Genomic DNA, 18102 nt, shown 5'->3' with positions numbered 1-18102 from the left:
TCAATAAACGACTGCCCAAATTCAATAAACGACTGCCCAAATTCAATAAACGACTGCCCAAATTCAATAAACGACTGCCCGAATTCAATAAACGACTACCCAAATTCAATAAACGACTGCCCGAATTCAATAAACGACAGGATCTTGGTGTTGGATTACCCAAATATTTTGCAACATTTTAGGCTTGTCACGCCACTACAAGAATTTATTTTTCAGTTCCGTTTGGGGTAAATCATGTTTAACGAATACAGATTTTTTGGAAGTCTACCAGAAAACGCCAGCACCTAAGATATGTAAAATTTCGGCAGAAATCTTTGTTGCTTGCTTTTGAACTTTTACTAGCTGATAATTTTAACTATGAACTATCGAAATTACATCACGATTGAGCCAAATAAACGCGGTGGCAAGCCTTGTGTACGCGGCTTGCGAATTACGGTTTATGAAGTGCTTGAGTATTTAGCTTCCGAGATGACCGAAGCAGAAATACTCGACGACTTTCCCGATTTAACGCGGGAAGATTTAAAAGCCTGTATTGCCTATGCCGCTGACCGTGAGCGTCGGTTGATGACTGCTCCAATCCGCGCATGAAATTACTTTTTGACGAAAACTTGTCTCCCAAGTTGCCGCACCTTTTGGCTGACCTTTTTCCAGGTTCGCTTCACGTCCGAGATGTCGGTATGAAAGCAACTGACGACCCATTAGTGTGGGATTATGCTAAAGATAATGGCTTCATGATTGTCTCGAAAGACGCGGATATGCACGACCTCAGCTTGGTATTTGGGAATCCACCGAAGGTTATTTGGCTACGGCTTGGAAACTGCTCGACATTGCAGGTTGAAAATTTGCTGCGTCGAGATGTTGACGTTATCAAATTATTTTATGAAGACGAGTATGTATCGCTGCTTGCTTTATCATAAAGCCGCACCGAACAAGTTGCTTACGGACATTCGTCAATCACGCACTCTACAATAATTTTATTTTTCAGTTCCGTTTGGTGTAAATCATGTTTGACGAATACAGATTTTCCGGCAGTCTACCAGAAAATGCCAGCACCTACGTCACACGGGAAGCTGATAAAGAATTATATGAGTCGCTGAAAGCTGATAAAGAATTATATGAGTCGCTGACAGCGGGGAAGTTTTGTTATGTTTTAAACTCCAGACAATCGGGAAAATCTAGCATTCGGGTGCGTACTATGCGACGATTGCGAGATGCTGGGGTGGAATGTGCTGCGATCGATTTATCTGCGGGTGGTGTGCAAAATGTGACACCCGAACAGTGGTATGTGGATTTGATTGATAATTTAATTGAAAGTTTTGATTTAGATGTAGATTTAGCTGAGTGGTGGGTCAAGAATCAATTACACTCAGAAGTAACAAGATTTCGGAAGTTTATTGAAGAGGTTTTGTTAGTTGAAGTTCAAGAAAATATTGTTATTTTTATTGATGAAATTGATAGTGTTCTCAGCTTAAAATTTCCCACAGATGACTTTTTTGCATTAATTCGCGCTTGTCACAATCAACGGGTTGATAATTTAGATTATAATCGGCTCACTTTTTGTTTGTTGGGGGTAGCTTCACCGAGCAATTTAATTCAAGATAAGCAACGCACACCTTTTAATATTGGCAGAGCAATTAATCTCAAAGGTTTTCAACTACATGAAGTGGAACCATTAAGGAAGGGTTTGGAGGGAAAATTTCCAGATTCCCAAGAGGTGATGCAGGAGATATTAAATTGGACGGGAGGACAACCATTTTTGACGCAGAAATTGTGTCAGTTGATGGTGGAAGAATCAGAGAAAGATAATCCTCGTTCTGTTGAACAGGTAGCGAGAGCAAGAATAATTGAAAATTGGGAATTGCAAGATGAACCGGAGCATTTACGCACGATTCGCAGCCGAATTTTACGGGATGAGGAACGAGCCGGATTTTTATTAGATTTGTATCAGCAAATTCACTCTAGTGGAGATGTGGTAAATAATGATAGTGCAGAACAAAGCGAGTTATTATTATCAGGTTTAGTTGGTAAGCACCAGAATAAATTAAGAGTTTATAATCGAATTTATCAAGAGGTTTTTAATCAAAGTTGGGTTGAAGCTGAATTAAATAAATTACGTCCCTACTCGGAAGCTTTTAGAGGTTGGGTTGCTTCTGGGTGTGTTGATGAGTCGCGACTTTTACGGGGAAATGCGCTGAAAGATGCTGAGGAATGGGGGAAAGATAAGAATTTAAGTTATCAAGATAAACAGTTTTTAGCTGCTAGTAGAGAGCAGGAAATAGCTGTTAGAAATAAAGAAGCGGAATTAGAAAGGGAGAGAAAGGATAGGGAAGCTGCAGAACAGAGAAATCAGGTATTGAGTGAGGCTAATAAGAAAGCTAAACAGCGGATTCGTATTGGAAGTTTTGTTTTAATATTTACTTTCTCAATTGCAGCTATATCAACCTTCGTAGCAGCTAAAAAAGCAGAAGAAGTTAAATATAGTAATGAGTATCTTGGCACAGTTGAAAATTTAGCTCAACGCGCTGGAGAACTTGAAGCTGAAGGTTCTGATTCTGAAGCTAAAGAACTATTTTCACAAGCAGGTCAATCTGTCAATATCAAAGACCATAAACTTCGGCAAGCAATTCTCTATGCTGGAATATCTTATGCTTATCAAAAGCTCAAATCAAAAGATTTGAAAAAAGCACAGGATTATCTCAACAAAAGTAAAAAAGAATGGGAATATTTGCAAAAAGATAGGTCTAATGAAGCATCGCAAATTCGTGTCCTTACTTTTAAAACAGAAGCGAATTTATTGAAAGAGCAAGGTAATACTCAGCAAGCAATTTCGGCGTATAAAAATGCTTATAAAATTCTAGATACTCTGAAAGAAAAGGGTAAAAGAGGAAACAAGATAGCTAATATCAGTCCTGTATTTAATCCAAATATTCAGATAAAATTTTTATCCAAACAAAATGTAGAAAGATTATATCGAGAACTTATCGGGTTACTCTCAAAAGCTGGGGATAAAAATCTCAAGAGTCAGGTTGAGGAATCTTTAAAAGAACACTATCTAGATGAACTTAATTACTTACTTGCGAACAAAAAATGGCAGGAAGCTGATAGCCGAACAGCGCAGTTGATGCTCTATGTTGCTAAAAGAGAAGAACAAGGTTATTTTGATGAAAACTCCCTCAAAAACTTTTCCTGCAAAAACCTTCAAGACATTGACTCGCTATGGGTACAAAACTCAGATGGACGCTTTGGATTCAGCGTGCAAAAGAGAATTTTGGTAGAGGAAGGAAATAGACTGGATATTACCGACTTCACCACTCATAACCTAGAAGCTTATGAACGTTTTGCGTCTCGCATTGGATGGTATGATGGAAAAGATTTTTACTCTTACAGTCAAGTGATATCAAAAGTAGAGAAAGAAGGTTTGAGAAGTAGTATAGGAGTACTACCGTTTTCCAAGACAACGTTCAGTTATGAAAGAGCATCGTTCCATACGTACAACAGAGTTTATAACACAAACTACGACTTGGAAGGTAAAATACTTCTTTTCTCGCGCTGCGACTTGTAAACTATAACATATAAGCTTCACAGCCTTTTGTAAAGATTTATTTATAAAGGAATTTATACGCATTCATAAGCATTTGGCGATTTCGATACCTGGCACAAAAGTCAGCAGTCAAAAGTCAAAAGTCAAAATTAATATAACCACTGACTTATTGGCAAGCATCATTAAAAAACTGTGCTGCTATTTTGGGGTCATAGCAATTAGCTGTCACAAACTGTTCTGCTACCTCGCGCACTTCTGAATCAGCAACTTCCCAATCATCCCAAGGTAGCCGCATTTGTCCAGGAGAGGTCTTATTTTTACCTTTACCCTTCACAACCTTTGGTAGCAACTTACTTCCCCAGTGATAGCTTCTCTCTGGCTTCGGCTTGGGTTTATATTTTTTGCAAAATCCCCGATACCTTGCTGCACATTCTTGTGAACGAATTAAACCTGCAAAGGGCTTTCTGATTTACGATCGCTTGCGTTACACTGTGCAAACTTCGCAAATGTCGATCGCCAATCCCGAATATTGAAACGTCGAAAATTCGTTCAGTGCGATCGCTCTTTGTAATAAGAGTACTGAATTCCAATTCCTGCTTTGCACAACCCCAAAGCAAAGCGATCGCCGCTCTAACCAAAGATAAGCGATCGCCTCTATTAGAAAACATAGGAGTGGAAATTAATTATCGGTTAACCGAAACCTTGTAGAGACGCGAAATTTCGCGTCTCTACATCTTTTCCATTCCTATGTCTAATGGAATTTTGACTACTTCACAGTCACTTTACCGCCAGCTTCTTCGATACGCTTCTTGGCATCTTCAGCAGCATCCTTGGCAACACCTTCTTTAACTGCTTTAGGTGCAGCTTCCACCATGTCTTTCGCTTCTTTGAGACCCAGACCGGTCAATTCGCGCACAATCTTCAGCACAGCAATCTTCTTATCAGCTGGAACTGATTCTAGAATCACGTCAAACTCAGTTTGCTCTTCCGCAGCTTCAGCAGGAGCTGCTGCACCACCACCGGGAGCAGCCATTATCATGCCGCCGACTGGTGCAGCAGCACTTACGCCGAAAGCTTCTTCAATTTGCTTGACTAATTCAGATGCTTCCAGCAAAGTCAAAGATTTCAATTGTTCCAAAATTTGGTCGGTTGTAGCAGACATCGATATAACTCCTGTAATTTGTGTGTTGATTGTTGGTTGATAAGTGTTGGTTGTTAGTTGATGGTTGTTGGGCATTGGGCAATGGGCAATGGGCATTGGTAATAATTCTTTTCCCCTTTCCCCTTTCCCCTTTTCCCCTCTTCAAATTCCCACTATCCACTAACTCCTAACTCCTGTACAGACGCGAGGAACATCGCGTCTCTACTAAGATTCGCTTTCGGCGTTGTCGCCTTTATCTTTGTCGGAAACTGCTTGCAAAGCACGCGCCAAGGAACCAGGAACTTCGTTGATACCCACGGCAATCTTGGTAGCCAAGCCGTTGATAGCTCCGGCAATTTGCGCCATGAGTTGCTCCTTAGATGGCAAGTCTCCGAGTACCTTGACATCAGGTTCTTTTAACAGGCGACCATCCATAACGCCGCCGCGAAGTTCTGTCTTCTTGCTGGCTTTCTGGAAGTCTTGGTAAGCCTTAATTGCGCCAGAGAAATCTTCTTTAACTAGCAAAAAGGCTGAGGAACCTTTGAGCAACTCGGACATCGGTTGCCACTTTTCCTGTCCTTCAATGGCGATTCCCATCAAGGTGTTCTTTGCTACCTTGCAAATAGTGCCACTCGGACGTAAACGCCGCCGTAAGTCAGTGATTTCCGCGACTGTTAATCCTTGGTATTCAATTACCAGTGCCAAAGTTGACTCGCTCAAAGTTTCTTTGAGGTCAGCAACGATCGCCTTTTTATCTTCTACCGTTCTTCCCATCTTTGTTTCACCTCCTCAAACAATTTTTGGCTTTCCCTAAAGAAAGCGTTTTTTTCTGACCGACCCAAAACAACAAACCCCAGCTATATCAGCCGGGGTTTTGCAATGTTTCTCATGCGGTCATCACACTTTTTATAAGTGCAACTTCAAGCAATCAAAGTGCAAACCTCGGCAGGATATTAAGCTATTGACACCTGCTGTCTTTGGTTTTGCCTATTCAATTTTGAGGGGGAGTGGGGAGTGGGGAGTGGTGAGTAGTGAGAAAATTCCCTACTCCCTACTCCCTACTCCCTATTACCCAGCTTCGGTCAGTTTCAAATCGCGTAGGGCGTTGACATCGACTTTAATCGATGGTCCCATTGTGGCAGACACATACATTGTCCGCCAATAACGACCTTTGGCTCCTGAAGGACGGTTACGGTCAACAGTTTCTTGCAACGCCTTCAAGTTTACTAATAAATCTTCGGGCGAGAAGGATGCCTTACCAAACATAACATGGACTATGCCAGTACGATCGGCTCTAAATTCTAATTTACCAGCTTTGAATTCAGCGATCGCACTTCCCACATCAAATGTCACCGTTCCCCCTTTGGGTGATGGCATTAAACCACGCGGACCTAGCAATTTACCCAGCCTTGCTACTTGTGGCATAACATCAGGTGTAGCAATCAACTTATCAAAGTCCATCATGCCTTTCTGAATCTGTTCAATCAGTTCTTCCGAACCGACGATATCAGCACCGGCGTTGCTTGCTTCAGTTACTTTTTCCCCTCTGGCAATTACTGCCACCCGGACGATTTGTCCTGTGCCTTTGGGCAATGCTACAGTGGTTCGCAACTGTTGGTCTGTATACTTCGGGTCAATTCCTAACCGGATATGCGCTTCTGCTGCTTCCGCAAACTTTGCTGTTGCTGTTTCTTTTAACAAGGATAAAGCATCAATCGGTGCATAATCCGTATCTTCTACTTTTTCTAGCAGCGCCTGCAATCGGCGTGATACTTTTTTCGTCATTTTTCTTTACTCCTGGGGTAATTAGCGAGGTTTGTTCTCTCCCCCGATATGATGAGTGGATTTTGCGAAAAGTTTGAGCGGAGGTTTCCTCCGATCAAAGCTTTTCAAGACAGATTTTAGATTTTGGATTGCGTAGTTAAAAGCGAGGAGTCAGCAGTTGTTAATTCATAACTCATAACTCATAACTCATAACTCATAACTTTACTTAGTCCGCGATCGCTACGCCCATATTCCTCGCAGTACCTTCGACAATCCTCATCGCCGCTTCAATGTCATTGGCGTTGAGGTCGGGCATTTTGGTTTGGGCTATTTCTTGCAATTGCGCTTTGGTAATCGAGCCAACTTTCTTTTTGTTCGGTTCGTTTGAGCCTCTTTCAATTTTCGCTGCTTTGCGAATCAACACTGATGCTGGTGGCGTTTTCAGTACAAAAGTAAAACTCCGGTCTTCAAAAACAGAAATTTCTACCGGGATTACCATCCCAGCTTGGTCTGCTGTTTTGGCGTTGTACTCTTTGCAGAACATCATGATGTTCACACCATGTTGACCTAGCGCCGGTCCCACTGGCGGTGCTGGGTTGGCTTTCCCAGCGTTCAAAGCCAGTTTAATAATCGCTACTACTTTTTTCGCCATTTTCTATTTAGCTCTGTTTCTCAACCTGATTAAATTCCAATTCTACTGGTGTATCTCGTCCAAAAATCGAAAGCAAGGCTTTAAGCTTACTCCGCTCTGGACTGACTTCAATCACCTCGCCTTCAAAGTCCTTAAATGGACCTTCCCGCACGATTATCTTATCACCAGTCGCCATGTCAATTTTGACAACTGCCTCTTGTTCGGCGGTTTGTTTGAAGATCCGTTCTACTTCTGAGGCACTCAGGGGCATTGGTTTTACGTGACCGCGACCTTTGCCGGTGCCGCGTTTTTGTTCGGCTCCCACGAAGTTTATTACATGGGATGTATTTCGCACTACCTGCCATACGTCATCGTCCATAACCATCCGGACTAACACGTAACCAGGAAACACTTTTTCTTCTGTATTTTGGCGACTGCCATCTTTACGGATTTTCACCGCTGGCGTGTGGGGAATTTCCACCTTGACAATTTTATCAGCTACATCAAATGTTTGAATGCGCTGTTCTAAGTTTGTCTTTACACGCTTTTCACAGCCACTAGCTACTTGTACTGCATACCAGCGTGCTTCTTGCAAAGCATCCAGCGCTGTTTCTGCTTCTTCTAAGTTGCGTGGTTCGTCTGTTGCACCAACCATCAGAACACCTGTTTTGCTGCCCAAGTAAACAATCCATCGACTAAATATATCAAAGATGCGGAGAGTGTTACCATCAGCAACACTGCTGCTGATTCGCTCACCAACTGCTGGCGACTGGGCCAAACCACTTTATCGAGTTCTTCTCTAAGTCCCTGATAGAAGTTGGATATGCTTAACCCATTAGTGGTTTCTGGCATTTCTGCTTCGTTTTTCTTTGCCACAGTCGTTTATCTCCGCGATTCTTTGACGAGCTTTTATTCACAGCTATTGTCTATTACTTTCGATTTCGGTGAAAGTCAAGCAGGCTGCAAATACAATTATACCCGAAACTTTCCGTACTTGCTGAACAATTAGCAGTTGTGTACTTGTTTCGGGCAATTTTATTGTTTGGAGAGCGCGCCCTGGAGGACTTGAACCCCCGACATCAGGTTTTGGAGACCTGCGTTCTACCAACTGAACTAAGAGCGCACAAGCTGTCTACAATTGTGTCCGAAGCGCTGAACTTTATCTAGTCTAACGCAATTTGACTTTTATTTCAATTCTCGCGCGCGAGCTTATAAAACAAATCAGCGGCAGGAGCCGCTTGAAAGTGGAGATTTCTCCCATAAAAACGAAGTGCGAATTACAAAGGACGGTCAAACCGTTGTTTGATTCGGGTAGCTTTACCTACGCGATCGCGTAGATAATACAGTTTAGCACGTCTTACCTTACCACGACGGATAACTTTGATGCTATCAATTCGGGGAGAATGCAAAAGAAACACTCTTTCAACGCCAACACCTTGAAATACTCGACGTACTGTAATGGTTTCATTAATTCCGCCATTACGTCTGGCAATTACTACGCCTTCGTATGGTTGCACGCGGTATTTGTCGCCTTCTTTGATTTTGACACCGACTTTAACTGTGTCGCCCACGTAAATGTCGGGCAAATTAGATTTTAGTTGTTCCGCTTCAATCGAGCGGATTATTTCTTGCGCGTTCATAGTCTATTTAAAAAACTCACAATCATCCATAATAATTCGAGAACCCCTTTTGAGTCTAGTTATTTCCGAAGTAAGATTTTTCCGGTACAACTACCAGAGAAACAGAAGGTATATTTTAAACGGCTATGCCACAAGTGTGAGATTTATGAAATTTAGTGTCGTCATCACTACCTATAATCGTTTAGACTTGCTGCGACGAGCGATAGATTCTGCTGTTAATCAGACGATAGAGTGTGAAGTAGTAGTTGTTGATGATTGTTCGTCTGATGACACTGAAGCTTATGTCAAAAGCTTGGGAAATCAAGTTGTTTATCATCGTCACGAAGTTAACAAAGGTCATGCAGCATCGGTAAATACGGGAGTTGCCAAAGCTAGTGGTGACTGGGTTAAATTTTTGGATGATGACGACTACTTAGCTGTGAATTGTTTGGAGGAGATGACAAAAGCGATCGCCAAACACGCCCAATTAAATGAGGTATCCTCAGAAAAGAATTCTCAAGCTGTCATCTGCTCTTGTATAGCTGCTCAAGTCGATAACAATGGGGAGCATCTCAGCCGCACCCCCCATCTAGGTCCTGGATTAGCTTTTTATATTCCCCAAGCTGATATTCACTACGGTATGCTTTTAGAGCTTTTGCCCTTTGGCACCCCGGTACAAGTAGCTTGTCGTCGTGACGTTTTTCTGAAAGTTGGTGCTTGGGACTCAAAACTTGATGCTAACTGCGATGACATTGATTCTTGGATTCGCATTGCTCAGTTTGGTGATGCCATTTTCCTTAATCAGTGCCTAGCTTATCGTACCATTTGGGCAGGTGCTTACAATCATAAGTTTTCTCTGCAAAAGCGACTCGATACAAATATTTTGATGAAAGAGAAAATTTACGCCTTTGTGAATGAAAAACATCGCTCTAATATCCCTGCGCTTGCGGATATTAAGAATTATTTGAAGCTACATTGGGCAATAGTTGCACTCAAGCAAAAAAACATTAACAGCGTTTTGCTTCTTCTTGATTTATCTGTACTTTCTCCTATAGCTTGGCGGCTTTTGCTAAATGCTGTCTTCTCACGCGGCAGCAATCAACAAGATTCTCATATTCAGAAGTTTGTGTTGATTAATTAATAGATTGAGCATTGGGTAAAGTCGAGTTTTGCACAAAAAAATGCGCCTCCACACCACCCCTTAACTATCCCACACCATCAAATTTTCAAATGGATGGTGATTTTTCCAGCGATAGGTATTAAAATCTCGAAAATCTATCGATAAAATTCTTCCATGCCCTAAATTTTCTGCTAACTGAGCAGCCTACCTAACTGCTACCAGTAGCAAACAGCATGTCATACTGAGTAAAAAATGCGCTCCGGGCGCAGAGCGCCCGCTGAAAGCGATCGCTCCCAAAGGAGACGAAAAAGCTTGACAAACGCCCTCAATATGTATATTTAGAAACCAAGAAATAAAGATCGGAGAATACCTAACACACCAGCTACAGGATTGATAACACTGCCTACGGTTTGACCAACCTTGGCTGTACCAGAGCGGTAAACTACGACAACATCATTATTGCGGAGTATCGGATTAGTTTGGGAATTAATATCAGCGGCAAAATTTACTTTTACTTTACGTTTGGTCACAGAACCATCAGGATTGAGGCGAACCAAATCGACAGCAGAACTGCTAGCATTAGCACCATCGAATCCCCCAGCAGCAAGTAGCGCTTGATTTAAGGAGCTATTAGGCTTAATTTCTACAGTTCCGGGTCTTTTCACTTCGCCTACTACCCCAACTTGAATAGTAGCCGGAGACAAAGTAGTATTAGCTAACACAGTAGCATCTGCTGCGTTAATCTCTGTTGCAGTTGGGAAGAAAATTGTATCTCCGTCTTGCACAATTGTGTCTTGATTGACATCACCACTTTGCAATAGTTGCCAAAGATTGATATCTATAATTTGTTCCCCACCGGCTCTTGTCTGTCGGCGGATTTTGACGTTGCGAATGTCAGCTTGTGGTGTAATTCCCCCAGCTAACTGAAGTGCCCGCGTTACAGTTGGCTGACCGGTGATACTTGCCCCAGCCCCAGCACTACCTGCGTTTCCTCCGTCTGTTCCACCTTGGGTGACAAGATACGATCCCGGACGATTCACTTCACCAACTACTGCTACCGTGCGGGGTCTGGTGGGGTCTGCGGCAAAGTTAGCTGCTGATAAATTGCGTGCTTCTGCCAAGTCGAGTCTGGCTGCTGTTGGCACAACAATCGTATCTCCATCCCGCAAGGTAATATCTTGTGATAACCTGCCTGTTCGGATGAGTTCTCTCAAATTGATTGTGACTACTTGCTCTCGACCGCTGCGTCCTAGCTTGCGCCGCAATTGTACTTGAGTTATATCCGCATTACTGAGTGTGCCCTGAGCGGTTGTAATTGCGGCTAATACGGTTGGGTATTGCACGCCAGGATCGTTACCTGCGCCTCCTTGCAAGCTGAGAGAGTAAGCGCCAGGACGTGACACTTCTCCCGCAACGACAACGTTAATCGGACGAGGTGATAAAAGATTGACTGAGATTAGGGGACGTTTGAGAAAGCGAGCATATCTTCTGGCAATTTCGTCAGATGCTTGTTCGGTTGTTAGCCCTTGAACGGCGACGCTGCCAATCAAAGGTAGGTTGATCGCGCCTCCAGGAGGTATCTGGTACTCGCCCGTATATTCTGGCACTTCAAACACGTTAACCCGGATGCGATCGCCTCCTCCTAAGGTGTAATTTGCATCGAGTTGTGTGGTAGCCGCTCTGGGTTGTCTTTGAGCTTGGCTAACATCCGGCAAAGCGACACTAAGAGCCATTAACAACGCTACACTTGCAACTGACTGGGTGAGGAATTTCAACATACCTGTATTAAGCATACTTAGCTGATACCACCATGAATAAAGTGTTTTCTTAACATTTTTATCTTGACTATACGTAAGTATTCAAGTTCCCCAACATTCTTATTTTCATCAAAAAGCTATTTTTTCCGGAGGCAAATTGTTGATTTGATTTGAATTTTTGGTAAAGTTAACTTAAAGTTTTATTCGGCAAATTTTCGAGACGGAATAAATCTAATTTAGGCAGGCATCAAATTTTATTTTATTGATTATATACTAAGATGACGTAGCGCAAAGAACGATATTTTAAAATCTCATGCAGGCTTTATAAAAGAGAACAAAAAAATTATAGTTTTGATAAATATAATCAACTAGGTATAAAAAAGCTAGCTAATTTAACGTGAATTCGACAGATTTTACAGAACCCCGCTTCCATTCCTCTCACGCGGCTGTGCTACAAACTCCTCCACCCCCGCAACGCACTGGCTCCCCCACCTCTCCCTAACCCTCCCCTACAAGGGGAGCCACTGCGTTCGGTCGCCAGACTTGAAGCAAGTGGCGTGAGGGAAGAGGAGCAGCTTTTATTACTGGAGAGGCTTTGAAACCTTAATTTTTCGTTCCAAACTAAGGGTATTTATGCCCCTCTCCGCGTCGGAGAGGGGTTGGGGAGAGGTTCATCGAACTCACGTTAATTTCTAAAAAAATCGAGCTGAACTGATTCCTTCAGATTCTCGACTTCTTCAAGAAGTCGGAAATCTTGTTTTTGACGCTTCTATTTAAGACTGGTATATTTTCCAAATAACTTGATTATAAATAAACTCATATTAGATTTTCTCAGCATTACAGCTTTTAACATAGTTGCAAAGTTATATTACTTAACAGAATGATTTTATTTTTTAACTTGTTGCATAAAAAACTCTTCTAAGGAAAGACCAGACAAGTTCATAGCAATAATCTGCCCATTCATCAAGCGGAGACTAGCAAGAAAATCATAGTAATCTTCTTGTAGTTCACCTTGCCAAGAACCATCAGGTTCAAATTCTAGACTAGGTATCCATTTTTTGAGAACTTCCGAGTCACCACCTTGACCTTTGACACGATATGTGCTTTTATTTCCTAAAAGTTGATTGAGGGAACCAGAGCAAATTAATTGACCTTGAGAGAGAATAGCAACGCGATCGCATATTTTCTCTACTTCACTGAGAATATGGCTGTTGAAAAAAATTGTCTTGCCAGCAGCTTTTAACGACAAGATAATTTCTCGCATTTGATAGCGTCCCACCGGATCGAGTCCAGACATTGGTTCATCTAGAAACACCAATTCTGGATCGTTAATTAATGCCTGTGCCATACCCACACGCTGTAGCATTCCTTTAGAGTAGCGGCGAAGAGGTTTTTTGCGAGCATCCGTTGGAGATAAGCCCACTAATTCTACCAGTTCCGGGATGCGTTGGCGTTGTACGCTTTGAGGAATTTGGAATAGTCCGGCTGCTAGCTGCAAAAATTCCCAGCCAGTGAGATAATCATACAAATAGGCATTTTCAGGTAGATAGCCGATACGTTCTTTAACAGTGCGATCGCCTAGCGGTCTACCCAATAATAATCCTCGCCCAGCCGTGGGACGGATAACTCCCAGCAACAACTTTAAAAGCGTAGTTTTACCAGCACCATTTGGTCCTAACAAACCAAAGGTTTCTCCCTTGTAAACTTTTAAAGAACAGCTTTTGAGGGATACGACTTTTTGATTCATCCAAAAGCCGGTACGATAGACTTTTCTTAACTCGGAAGTTAACACTACTGGTGGATGGTCTGTAGTATTTAGTTGAGAATCAGTGGTATCTGCAACAGACTTCATTTGTCTTTAAATTGTGCTCGTGGCTACAGCAAAGATATTATATTTCTAAAAGGGAAAAGGGGATTTAAGAGGGGGAAAGGATTTTTAAGAGGGGTAAAGGGGAAAGGAAAAAAGGGGAAAGGGGCGGAGTTATTTAAAATTAGTACGAATGTTTAAAACTACTTCTTCCTTTTCCCTTTCCCCTTTCCCCTTTCCCCCTCTTAAATCCCCTTTCCCCCTCTTCTTCATAAAACGCCTTTAGAACTGGGAATCATACCAGCACGACGGGTATCGATTTCTACCGCCATCCGCATTGCCCTCGCAAACGCCTTAAATGTCGCTTCAATAATGTGATGGGAATTAATGCCATCAAGTTGGCGGATGTGTAGCGTCATTTGGCTATGATTTACCACCGCTACAAAAAATTCTCGTACTAGTTGGGTGTCGTAAGTTCCCACGCGAGTCGTAGGAATTTCTAAACCATAGCTTATATGGGGACGCCCGGAAAAATCCAGCGCCACTTGAATTAAAGCTTCATCTAAAGGTGCGAGGAAATTACCAAAGCGGACAATGCCTTTGCGATCGCCTAATGCAAGGCTTAATGCTTGCCCTAAAGTAATACCTACATCTTCGTTGGTGTGGTGGTCATCAATTTCTAAGTCTCCCTTAGCTTGCACATCCAAGTCAATCAGTCCGTGGGAAGCTATTTGATGCAGCATGTGATCCAAAAAGGGAATTCCCGTTGCGGCATTACAAATACCTGTACCATCTAGGTTGATAGTGACTTGCACATCAGTTTCACCCGTAGTGCGGCTAACTGAGGCAATACGAGAAGTTTTATTTGGCTGGTCGTGGTGTGAGGACAGAATTTGGCGATCGCTTATTTGCATAGGTAATAGGTAATGGGGAATGGGTAATGGGGAATGGGTAATGGGTGGTAATGGGGAATGGGTAATGTACTTTTCTGTTTTCCAATTCCCAATTTTCACGTTCCCAATTACCAATTACCAATTACCAATTACCAATTTTACATCCCCATGATTTCATATCCTGCATCTACATACAGGACTTGTCCAGTAATTCCGCTGGCTAAATCGCTAGATAAAAAAGCTGCTGCATTGCCTACTTCTAGTTGAGTGACGGTGCGTCGTAAAGGTGCAACTTGCTCTACATGATGAATCATATCCAAAATGCCGCCCACCGCACTAGATGCCAAAGTGCGAATCGGACCTGCGGAAATGGCATTGACGCGAATATTAGAAGGACCTAATTCAGATGCAAGGTAACGCACGCTCATTTCTAATCCGGCTTTGGCGATTCCCATAACGTTGTAGTTAGGAACCACCTTAACGCCACCTAAATATGTGAGCGTAACAATGCTACCACCTTCTGTCATTAAAGGTTTGGCTGCACCTGCTAGCTGGATTAATGAGTAAGTGCTAACTTCTAAAGCTTTATTAAAACCTGGACGCGAGGTTTGACTAAAATTTCCAGTCAAATCTTCTTTGTTCGCAAAAGCAAGACAGTGGATCAAAATATCTAATTTGCCCCACTTTTCGGCGATTGTATTAAAAGTAGATTGAATTTGCTCATCATTTTCTACATTACACGGAATAAACAAACTAGGACTGAGGGGTTCGACCAATTCCGCGACTTTTTTTTCCATTTTACCTCGGTCATCTGGAAGGTAAGTAATACCGATGTTGGCGCCGCTTGAGTGCAGTTGTTGGGCTATTCCCCAAGCGATCGAGCGGTTGTTGGCAATGCCTGTGACTAGAGCGTTTTTCCCGGCGAGATTTAACATAAAAATTTTTAACGTACACGATCACAGATTGAGCATACTAGAATCTGAGCCTGGTTTGACGAGAGTTTTTAGCAGTATTTGCTATTGCTGTATTTTGTCGTCGGTTCCTTGGGGAATGAATAGATTCTTGCTTCTTCCTTAAGATATTCTCAAGAAAGCGTGAATTTTTTGAGAAAAAACCTGTTGAGTACAACTTTGGATCGTAGCTATTAAGGACTAGTAGCTGGAACTATCAAAAATTATGTATCATTATAAACAATTAGCTATGAATATATGACCATAAGTATAGTAAAGTACAAAAAGGTTGACGGTGTGTTATTGATTTTTCGGGTGTATTCTTAGGAAATCAGTTTTAATTTTTCCGGCATTGGGTAGGGGAAGGTAGATGATCGTGGCACAAGATAAAGCCCTAGCAAATGTTTTTCGTCAAATGGCAACCGGAGCGTTTCCACCGGTTGTGGAAACGTTTGAACGCAATAAAACGATCTTTTTTCCTGGCGATCCTGCCGAAAGAGTTTATTTTCTTTTGAAAGGTGCTGTAAAACTTTCCAGGGTTTATGAGGCAGGAGAAGAAATAACTGTAGCACTGCTAAGGGAAAATAGCGTTTTTGGTGTATTGTCATTACTAACGGGAAATAAGTCAGATCGGTTTTACCATGCTGTTGCTTTTACACCCGTGGACTTGCTTTCAGCACCAATTGAACAGGTTGAGCAAGCACTGAAGGAAAATCCGGAATTGTCAATGTTAATGTTGCGGGGTCTATCTTCGCGCATTTTACAGACAGAGATGATGATTGAAACTCTCGCTCACCGAGATATGGGTTCGAGGTTGGTGAGTTTTCTGTTGATTCTGTGTCGGGATTTTGGCATTCCTTGTGCGGATGGAATTACAATTGATCTGAAGCTATCTCATCAGGCGATCGCTGAGGCAATTGGTTCGACTCGCGTCACCGTCACCCGCTTACTGGGCGATTTGCGCGAAAAGAAGATGATTTCCATTCACAAAAAAAAGATTACTGTTCACAAACCTGTTACTTTAAGTAGGCAATTTACTTAGCATACAATTGAGGCTTAGGCAATAGCGCTGTTTCATTTTTTTGAGAAATAACACCATTATGTGAAGGTAAATCTAAAAAGGGAATTGTTTTGCTATTGCCAACCTCAAATAAACCGCAGAGAATGACTGAAAGTAGTAGGCTGTATCTGGAAGGATTCGGTAGCTGAAGATGACCACCGGGTACATCCTCATAGCGGCAATTTTAATTCTAGGGGGCGTGATAGCCACCGTGGGCGATCGCATTGGCACACGGGTTGGCAAAGCACGCCTCTCTCTATTCAAGCTGCGTCCCAAAAAGACCGCAGTACTGGTAACTATTTTCACAGGCGGTTTAATTTCCGCGTCAACTTTAGGCATTTTATTCGCCGCTGATGAAGGATTGCGTAAAGGAGTCTTTGAGCTAGAAGATATTCAAAGAGACTTAAGGCACAAGCGCGACCAGCTAAAAACCGCAGAAGCGCAAAAAAGTCAAGTAGAAGTTGAACTAGATAAGGCAAAAAAAGAACAAACCCAAGCTCAACAACAATTGCAGCAGACTAATCAATCGTTGAAAGAGGCAAATGCTAAACAACAAATTACACAAGCTCAATTAAACCGTACTATTGCTCAACAGGCTCAAACTCAAGCGAACCTGCAACGCACTCAAAATCAGCTAGATCAAGTTGTTAGTCGGTATAAACAAGCTATAAATCAACTCGAAAGCGTTTCCCAGCAACAGAAAGAACTAGTGGCTGGAATTCAACGCTTGAGGGGAGAACGCCAACGATTATTTGATGAAGCCAAAAAAGCGATCGCCTCAGCTCAAGCAGCAATTAAAAAACGCGATCGCGAACTTGCTAATCGCCAAGAAACTATCGAACAGCGCGATCAAAAAATTTCTCAACTAGATCGACTCATTAGAGAGCGCAATTCAGCAATTGCCTCGCGAGAGCAAGTAATTACCCAAAGAGAATCTCGGCTCAAAGAACTAGAAACACAACAAGACTATCTAGAAGAGGAAGTCGCAAGGCTAGAAAAATATTACCAATCTTTTCGCTACTTGCGTTTGGGTAAAGTTGCCTTGGTTCGGGGTCAAGTTATTGCTGCTGGCGTAATTCGCGCTCCTGAACCTGCCATTGCCCGTCAAGCTGTGATTCAACTATTACAAGAAGCTAACCGTAATGCCAACATAGAATTAGCTGAACCAAATACAAATCCTGTCAATAATGTGCAAATATTACGTGTTACCCAAGAGAGGATTGAGCAACTCAGCAAGCAGATTAGTGATGGTAGAGAATACGCGGTGCGAATTTTCTCTGCTGGTAATTACGTCAGAGGCGAAAAGCAGATAGAATTTTTTGCCGATGCAGCGCGAAATCAAGTTGTCTTTACCGGGGGAGAAGTCGTGGCTACAACTACTGCCGATCCGCAAACCATGACATCCTATCAGTTGCAGCAGCGGCTACAACTGCTAATTTCGGCTTCTCAATTTCGCGCCCGCAATGCAGGAATTGTCGAAGATATTCAAATCGAGGGTCCCGTCCTTCGGTTTATTGCTCAATTAAAACAGTACGATCAACCTGTGGATATTAAAGCTGTTGCAGCAGAAGATATTTATACAGTCGGACCACTGAAAGTGAGATTACTTGTTATACAAAACGGACAAATTATTTTTAGTACATAAAAATGAATGGGGAATGGGGAATGGGTAATCGGTAGTTGGTAATGGGTAATGGGTAATGGATAATGGGTAATGGGTAATGGGCGTTGTCAGAAAAGAAGATGAATGAAATTTGTGGAAACAGGTGTTTTTATTTATGCGTACTTACTTAATTATTAACTATTAACTATTAACTAT

At 42.3% G+C, this 18102-nt stretch carries 19 protein-coding genes, 1 tRNA gene and 1 other annotated feature; of the genes, 6 read left to right on the top strand and 14 right to left on the bottom strand.

The annotated features are described in order from the left end of the window. Nucleotides 1-357: 357 nt before the first annotated feature. The 3 genes from PI95_RS25715 to PI95_RS25705 all read left to right on the top strand — a co-directional run bounded on the left by PI95_RS25715 (nt 358) and on the right by PI95_RS25705 (nt 3562). Nucleotides 358-588 (top strand): DUF433 domain-containing protein, encoded by a 231-nt coding sequence (locus PI95_RS25715; protein ID WP_039747978.1) that lies wholly within the window; start codon nt 358-360, stop codon nt 586-588. After that, nucleotides 585-917, top strand: a complete 333-nt coding sequence (locus PI95_RS25710; protein ID WP_039747980.1) for a DUF5615 family PIN-like protein — start codon at nt 585-587, stop codon at nt 915-917. Before PI95_RS25715 ends, PI95_RS25710 begins: the two co-directional genes overlap by 4 nt. An 86-nt stretch (nt 918-1003) precedes the next feature. Further along, nucleotides 1004-3562: an AAA-like domain-containing protein gene (locus PI95_RS25705; protein ID WP_063842388.1), complete on the top strand. Its 2559-nt coding sequence runs from the start codon at nt 1004-1006 to the stop codon at nt 3560-3562. A gap of 145 nt (nt 3563-3707) precedes the next feature. Here the strand turns inward: PI95_RS25705 and PI95_RS25700 are convergent, their stop codons facing one another. From PI95_RS25700 to rplS, 10 genes are all read right to left on the bottom strand, one after another. After that, nucleotides 3708-3890 (bottom strand): hypothetical protein, encoded by a 183-nt coding sequence (locus tag PI95_RS25700; protein ID WP_236117191.1) that lies wholly within the window; start codon nt 3888-3890, stop codon nt 3708-3710. A 43-nt stretch (nt 3891-3933) separates the two neighbouring features. Continuing rightward, nucleotides 3934-4209 carry a hypothetical protein gene (locus tag PI95_RS25695; protein WP_039747983.1) on the bottom strand — a complete coding sequence of 92 codons (276 nt, stop codon included), beginning with the start codon at nt 4207-4209 and terminating at the stop codon, nt 3934-3936. Nucleotides 4210-4307: 98 nt separating this feature from the next. Next, nucleotides 4308-4703 carry a 50S ribosomal protein L7/L12 gene (gene rplL / locus PI95_RS25690; RefSeq protein WP_039748923.1) on the bottom strand — a complete coding sequence of 132 codons (396 nt, stop codon included), beginning with the start codon at nt 4701-4703 and terminating at the stop codon, nt 4308-4310. Nucleotides 4704-4907: 204 nt separating this feature from the next. Further along, nucleotides 4908-5456, bottom strand: a complete 549-nt coding sequence (rplJ, locus tag PI95_RS25685) for a 50S ribosomal protein L10 (protein WP_039747984.1) — start codon at nt 5454-5456, stop codon at nt 4908-4910. Between the two features lie 62 nt (nt 5457-5518). Further along, nucleotides 5519-5681, bottom strand: a sequence feature (ribosomal protein L10 leader region). A 69-nt stretch (nt 5682-5750) separates the two neighbouring features. Continuing rightward, a complete protein-coding gene (rplA, locus tag PI95_RS25680) occupies nt 5751-6467 on the bottom strand; it encodes a 50S ribosomal protein L1 (protein WP_039747987.1) in 717 nt (238 codons plus the stop codon). A gap of 205 nt (nt 6468-6672) precedes the next feature. Beyond that, nucleotides 6673-7098 (bottom strand): 50S ribosomal protein L11, encoded by a 426-nt coding sequence (gene rplK, locus PI95_RS25675; RefSeq protein ID WP_039747988.1) that lies wholly within the window; start codon nt 7096-7098, stop codon nt 6673-6675. Nucleotides 7099-7105: 7 nt separating this feature from the next. Next, nucleotides 7106-7732 (bottom strand): transcription termination/antitermination protein NusG, encoded by a 627-nt coding sequence (gene nusG, locus PI95_RS25670; protein WP_039747990.1) that lies wholly within the window; start codon nt 7730-7732, stop codon nt 7106-7108. Continuing rightward, on the bottom strand, nt 7732-7953 hold the full coding sequence (gene secE, locus PI95_RS25665; protein ID WP_039747992.1) for a preprotein translocase subunit SecE: 222 nt from the start codon (nt 7951-7953) through the stop codon (nt 7732-7734). The genes nusG and secE overlap by 1 nt, the downstream gene beginning before the upstream one ends. A 174-nt stretch (nt 7954-8127) precedes the next feature. Next, nucleotides 8128-8200 (bottom strand) — tRNA-Trp (locus tag PI95_RS25660). A 154-nt stretch (nt 8201-8354) separates the two neighbouring features. Next, complete coding sequence (gene rplS / locus PI95_RS25655) at nt 8355-8717, bottom strand: 50S ribosomal protein L19 (protein ID WP_039747993.1); 363 nt, start codon at nt 8715-8717, stop codon at nt 8355-8357. Between the two features lie 145 nt (nt 8718-8862). Between rplS and PI95_RS25650 the strand changes: the two genes are divergently transcribed. Next, nucleotides 8863-9837, top strand: coding sequence for a glycosyltransferase family 2 protein (locus PI95_RS25650; RefSeq protein WP_039747995.1), 975 nt, complete (start codon nt 8863-8865; stop codon nt 9835-9837). A 317-nt stretch (nt 9838-10154) separates the two neighbouring features. Here the strand turns inward: PI95_RS25650 and PI95_RS25640 are convergent, their stop codons facing one another. The 4 genes from PI95_RS25640 to fabI form a co-directional block, all read right to left on the bottom strand. Continuing rightward, entirely contained in the window at nt 10155-11609 is a 1455-nt protein-coding gene (locus tag PI95_RS25640; protein ID WP_039747996.1) for a polysaccharide biosynthesis/export family protein, read from the bottom strand. 850 nt (nt 11610-12459) lie between these two features. Further along, nucleotides 12460-13425 carry an ABC transporter ATP-binding protein gene (locus PI95_RS25635; protein ID WP_039747998.1) on the bottom strand — a complete coding sequence of 322 codons (966 nt, stop codon included), beginning with the start codon at nt 13423-13425 and terminating at the stop codon, nt 12460-12462. Between the two features lie 224 nt (nt 13426-13649). Then, the gene (hisB, locus tag PI95_RS25630) at nt 13650-14294 is read right to left on the bottom strand and encodes an imidazoleglycerol-phosphate dehydratase HisB (protein WP_039748925.1); all 645 of its coding nucleotides are present in this window, start codon (nt 14292-14294) and stop codon (nt 13650-13652) included. 137 nt (nt 14295-14431) lie between these two features. Continuing rightward, nucleotides 14432-15208 carry an enoyl-ACP reductase FabI gene (fabI, locus tag PI95_RS25625; protein ID WP_039748000.1) on the bottom strand — a complete coding sequence of 259 codons (777 nt, stop codon included), beginning with the start codon at nt 15206-15208 and terminating at the stop codon, nt 14432-14434. A 385-nt stretch (nt 15209-15593) separates the two neighbouring features. Between fabI and ntcA the strand changes: the two genes are divergently transcribed. Next, on the top strand, nt 15594-16265 hold the full coding sequence (ntcA, locus tag PI95_RS25620; RefSeq protein WP_029632465.1) for a global nitrogen regulator NtcA: 672 nt from the start codon (nt 15594-15596) through the stop codon (nt 16263-16265). 169 nt (nt 16266-16434) lie between these two features. After that, the gene (locus tag PI95_RS25615; protein ID WP_039748002.1) at nt 16435-17928 is read left to right on the top strand and encodes a DUF3084 family protein; all 1494 of its coding nucleotides are present in this window, start codon (nt 16435-16437) and stop codon (nt 17926-17928) included. Nucleotides 17929-18102: the final 174 nt, after the last annotated feature.

The sequence above is a fragment of the Hassallia byssoidea VB512170 genome (assembly GCF_000817785.2).
In the GTDB taxonomy this organism is placed as follows: domain Bacteria; phylum Cyanobacteriota; class Cyanobacteriia; order Cyanobacteriales; family Nostocaceae; genus Hassallia; species Hassallia carrinoi.
The sequence above is the reverse complement of the archived record's forward strand: the minus strand, read 5'-3'. Positions and strand labels throughout refer to the sequence as shown.

Excerpts from the sequence above, each read along its gene's own strand:
- PI95_RS25715 (WP_039747978.1), top strand. The coding sequence starts at position 358 with ATGAACTATCGAAATTACATCACGATTGAGCCAAATAAACGCGGTGGC.
- PI95_RS25710 (WP_039747980.1), top strand. The coding sequence starts at position 585 with ATGAAATTACTTTTTGACGAAAACTTGTCTCCCAAGTTGCCGCACCTT.
- PI95_RS25705 (WP_063842388.1), top strand. The coding sequence starts at position 1,004 with ATGTTTGACGAATACAGATTTTCCGGCAGTCTACCAGAAAATGCCAGC.
- PI95_RS25695 (WP_039747983.1), bottom strand. The coding sequence starts at position 4,209 with ATGTTTTCTAATAGAGGCGATCGCTTATCTTTGGTTAGAGCGGCGATC.
- rplL (WP_039748923.1), bottom strand. The coding sequence starts at position 4,703 with ATGTCTGCTACAACCGACCAAATTTTGGAACAATTGAAATCTTTGACT.
- rplJ (WP_039747984.1), bottom strand. The coding sequence starts at position 5,456 with ATGGGAAGAACGGTAGAAGATAAAAAGGCGATCGTTGCTGACCTCAAA.
- rplA (WP_039747987.1), bottom strand. The coding sequence starts at position 6,467 with ATGACGAAAAAAGTATCACGCCGATTGCAGGCGCTGCTAGAAAAAGTA.
- rplK (WP_039747988.1), bottom strand. The coding sequence starts at position 7,098 with ATGGCGAAAAAAGTAGTAGCGATTATTAAACTGGCTTTGAACGCTGGG.
- nusG (WP_039747990.1), bottom strand. The coding sequence starts at position 7,732 with ATGGTTGGTGCAACAGACGAACCACGCAACTTAGAAGAAGCAGAAACA.
- rplS (WP_039747993.1), bottom strand. The coding sequence starts at position 8,717 with ATGAACGCGCAAGAAATAATCCGCTCGATTGAAGCGGAACAACTAAAA.
- PI95_RS25650 (WP_039747995.1), top strand. The coding sequence starts at position 8,863 with ATGAAATTTAGTGTCGTCATCACTACCTATAATCGTTTAGACTTGCTG.
- PI95_RS25640 (WP_039747996.1), bottom strand. The coding sequence starts at position 11,609 with ATGCTTAATACAGGTATGTTGAAATTCCTCACCCAGTCAGTTGCAAGT.
- PI95_RS25635 (WP_039747998.1), bottom strand. The coding sequence starts at position 13,425 with ATGAAGTCTGTTGCAGATACCACTGATTCTCAACTAAATACTACAGAC.
- hisB (WP_039748925.1), bottom strand. The coding sequence starts at position 14,294 with ATGCAAATAAGCGATCGCCAAATTCTGTCCTCACACCACGACCAGCCA.
- fabI (WP_039748000.1), bottom strand. The coding sequence starts at position 15,208 with ATGTTAAATCTCGCCGGGAAAAACGCTCTAGTCACAGGCATTGCCAAC.
- ntcA (WP_029632465.1), top strand. The coding sequence starts at position 15,594 with ATGATCGTGGCACAAGATAAAGCCCTAGCAAATGTTTTTCGTCAAATG.
- PI95_RS25615 (WP_039748002.1), top strand. The coding sequence starts at position 16,435 with ATGACCACCGGGTACATCCTCATAGCGGCAATTTTAATTCTAGGGGGC.